A 1,774-nucleotide genomic window follows, 5' to 3' on the forward strand; every position below is an offset into this window, starting at 1 on the left:
CGCTTCTCCAGTAGCGTCCGCTCCTGCGCCCCCCCCGCCCGCTGCCCCCGCCGCTGAAGAAACGGGAGCTTCTTCAGTAGCTTGACGCCGAATTATAAGGAACACCGTAAATTGGGGTTATGAAACTAGCCGTTGAATTGGAATTCCCAGAAGAGCAAGCTGCGTTAGCGCTGGAGTGGCTGCAAAGCTTGCCTACCGGCATTGCCGCCCGACTGCGCGGTAAAGGGAAAAAAGGCACAGCAAAGCCCGCTGTCGGTGCTGCCGGAGCAGATGCAACGCTTTCGGTTGCGGAAGAACAGCAGTTGCTGCACGAGCTTTTCGGGGCATGGAAGTCGGACGTAAGTGGTGACGAGATGAACCGCGTCATTGACGAAGCCCGGCAAACCGGCCACCGCGAGGTAGAACTATGAATGGCTACCTGCTCGATACCAACATTTGCGTGCACTACCTGAAAGGGGAGCACGCATTGGAAACCAAAGTGACGGCAGTTGGCTTGCGGAACTGCTTCATTTCCGAGTTGACGATTGCCGAGATGCTCTACGGACTGGCCAAATGCGAGCCAGCCTATGCGGCACAACAGCGGCAATACATCACCAAACTGCAACGGCTATTCAATACCCGGCTGTTGCCCATCGCCACCGCCTTCGAGCTATACGGACCGGAAAAAGTGCGGCTAACGGAGCACGTGAAGCAAGGAGCGTTGGGCAAATATCCCGGTGAATTTGATGTGCTTATCGCCTGCACTGCCCTGGCGCATCAGTTGACGCTAGTAACGCGCAACACCAAGGATTTCGCCGGTATCGCCAATCTGGCGCTGGAAAACTGGATTGACGATAGGTCAACGCCTACGTTGCCACCTAGCGTTTCTCTCGCAAGGCCTCCCGATAACAGTTCTGAATAAGATTTTATCCTCCACATGCCCCGCCTGCCGCTGCCCTACGCCCCGCCGGTCCCGCCAGCCCTAAACCACCGCTTCTCCAGTAACTTCCTTTCCCGCGCCACCCCTGCCCGCTGCCCCCGCCGCTGAAGGAAACGGGAGCTTCTTTGTGTAGCTGAGCCCCGAACGGATTCGCGGCACAAAGCGTATCTTAGTAACGATGAAAACGACTGTCCAACTTCTGCCAGATGCTTCGGCTCCCGATGTAGTGCTTAGTGAAGCACGCAAGCGGGCCGCGTTCAAAACCCTGCGCCAACGCTACGAAGCGCATGAGAAGTCAGCGGGCCTCAAATCTGCTGACGCATTCGCCCAACTGCAAGCGGCAAAGGGTGCTAAATGACCCGCATTGCCTGCGGTGTGCGTGTGACCGGCACGGTGGCTACATCGAATACAGCATCCGGCAGCTGCATCCAGATTGGGATGTGCTGACCCAAACCTATGAAATCCGCTCGATGACCGATGACGGGCGATTCATCTATCACAGCGACTTTCAGCTATTTCCGCTTGGGAGCAGCATTCCGGCTGATTTCAGCCGTTACCCGCGAGAAGCCAAAGCGGCGTTGTGGCAAGCCATCTTCCGGATAAAGCGTTACTATCTGGCTACATTTGAGCCCGATATCGTGCAGCATCTCATCAAGCAGCCGTTTTCGGTGCCGCAACGCTTTGCCTTTTACCGCCAGCATCTGAGTCTGCCGAACTACGACATCAGCCACGACTGATTCAACATCTGGTATGTCCTCAAAACGGATTAGCCGCCCCCTCCCCGGCGCGCCCGCCCCGCCTGACGCTGCCCTACGCCCCGCCGGTCCCGCCAGCCCTAAACCACCGCTTCTCCAG

At 57.4% G+C, this 1,774-nt stretch carries 3 protein-coding genes; all 3 read left to right on the forward strand.

Annotation, left to right across the window (positions count from 1 at the left end):
- Positions 1–119 precede the first annotated feature (119 nt).
- A complete protein-coding gene (locus GM79_RS03680) occupies positions 120–410 on the forward strand; it encodes a hypothetical protein (protein ID WP_035559444.1) in 291 nt (96 codons plus the stop codon).
- Complete coding sequence (locus tag GM79_RS03685) at positions 407–901, forward strand: PIN domain-containing protein (RefSeq protein WP_072008524.1); 495 nt, start codon at positions 407–409, stop codon at positions 899–901. The genes GM79_RS03680 and GM79_RS03685 overlap by 4 nt, the downstream gene beginning before the upstream one ends.
- Positions 902–1,359: 458 nt before the next feature.
- Positions 1,360–1,656, forward strand: a complete 297-nt coding sequence (locus tag GM79_RS03695) for a hypothetical protein (protein WP_035559451.1) — start codon at positions 1,360–1,362, stop codon at positions 1,654–1,656.
- The last annotated feature ends 118 nt before the right edge of the window (positions 1,657–1,774 follow it).

The sequence above is a fragment of the Hymenobacter sp. IS2118 genome, from assembly GCF_000715495.1.
In the GTDB taxonomy this organism is placed as follows: domain Bacteria; phylum Bacteroidota; class Bacteroidia; order Cytophagales; family Hymenobacteraceae; genus Hymenobacter.

Bases quoted from the DNA above. Each gene is read 5' to 3' on its own strand.
- GM79_RS03685 (WP_072008524.1), top strand. From the start codon at position 407: ATGAATGGCTACCTGCTCGATACCAACATTTGCGTGCACTACCTGAAA.
- GM79_RS03680 (WP_035559444.1), top strand. From the start codon at position 120: ATGAAACTAGCCGTTGAATTGGAATTCCCAGAAGAGCAAGCTGCGTTA.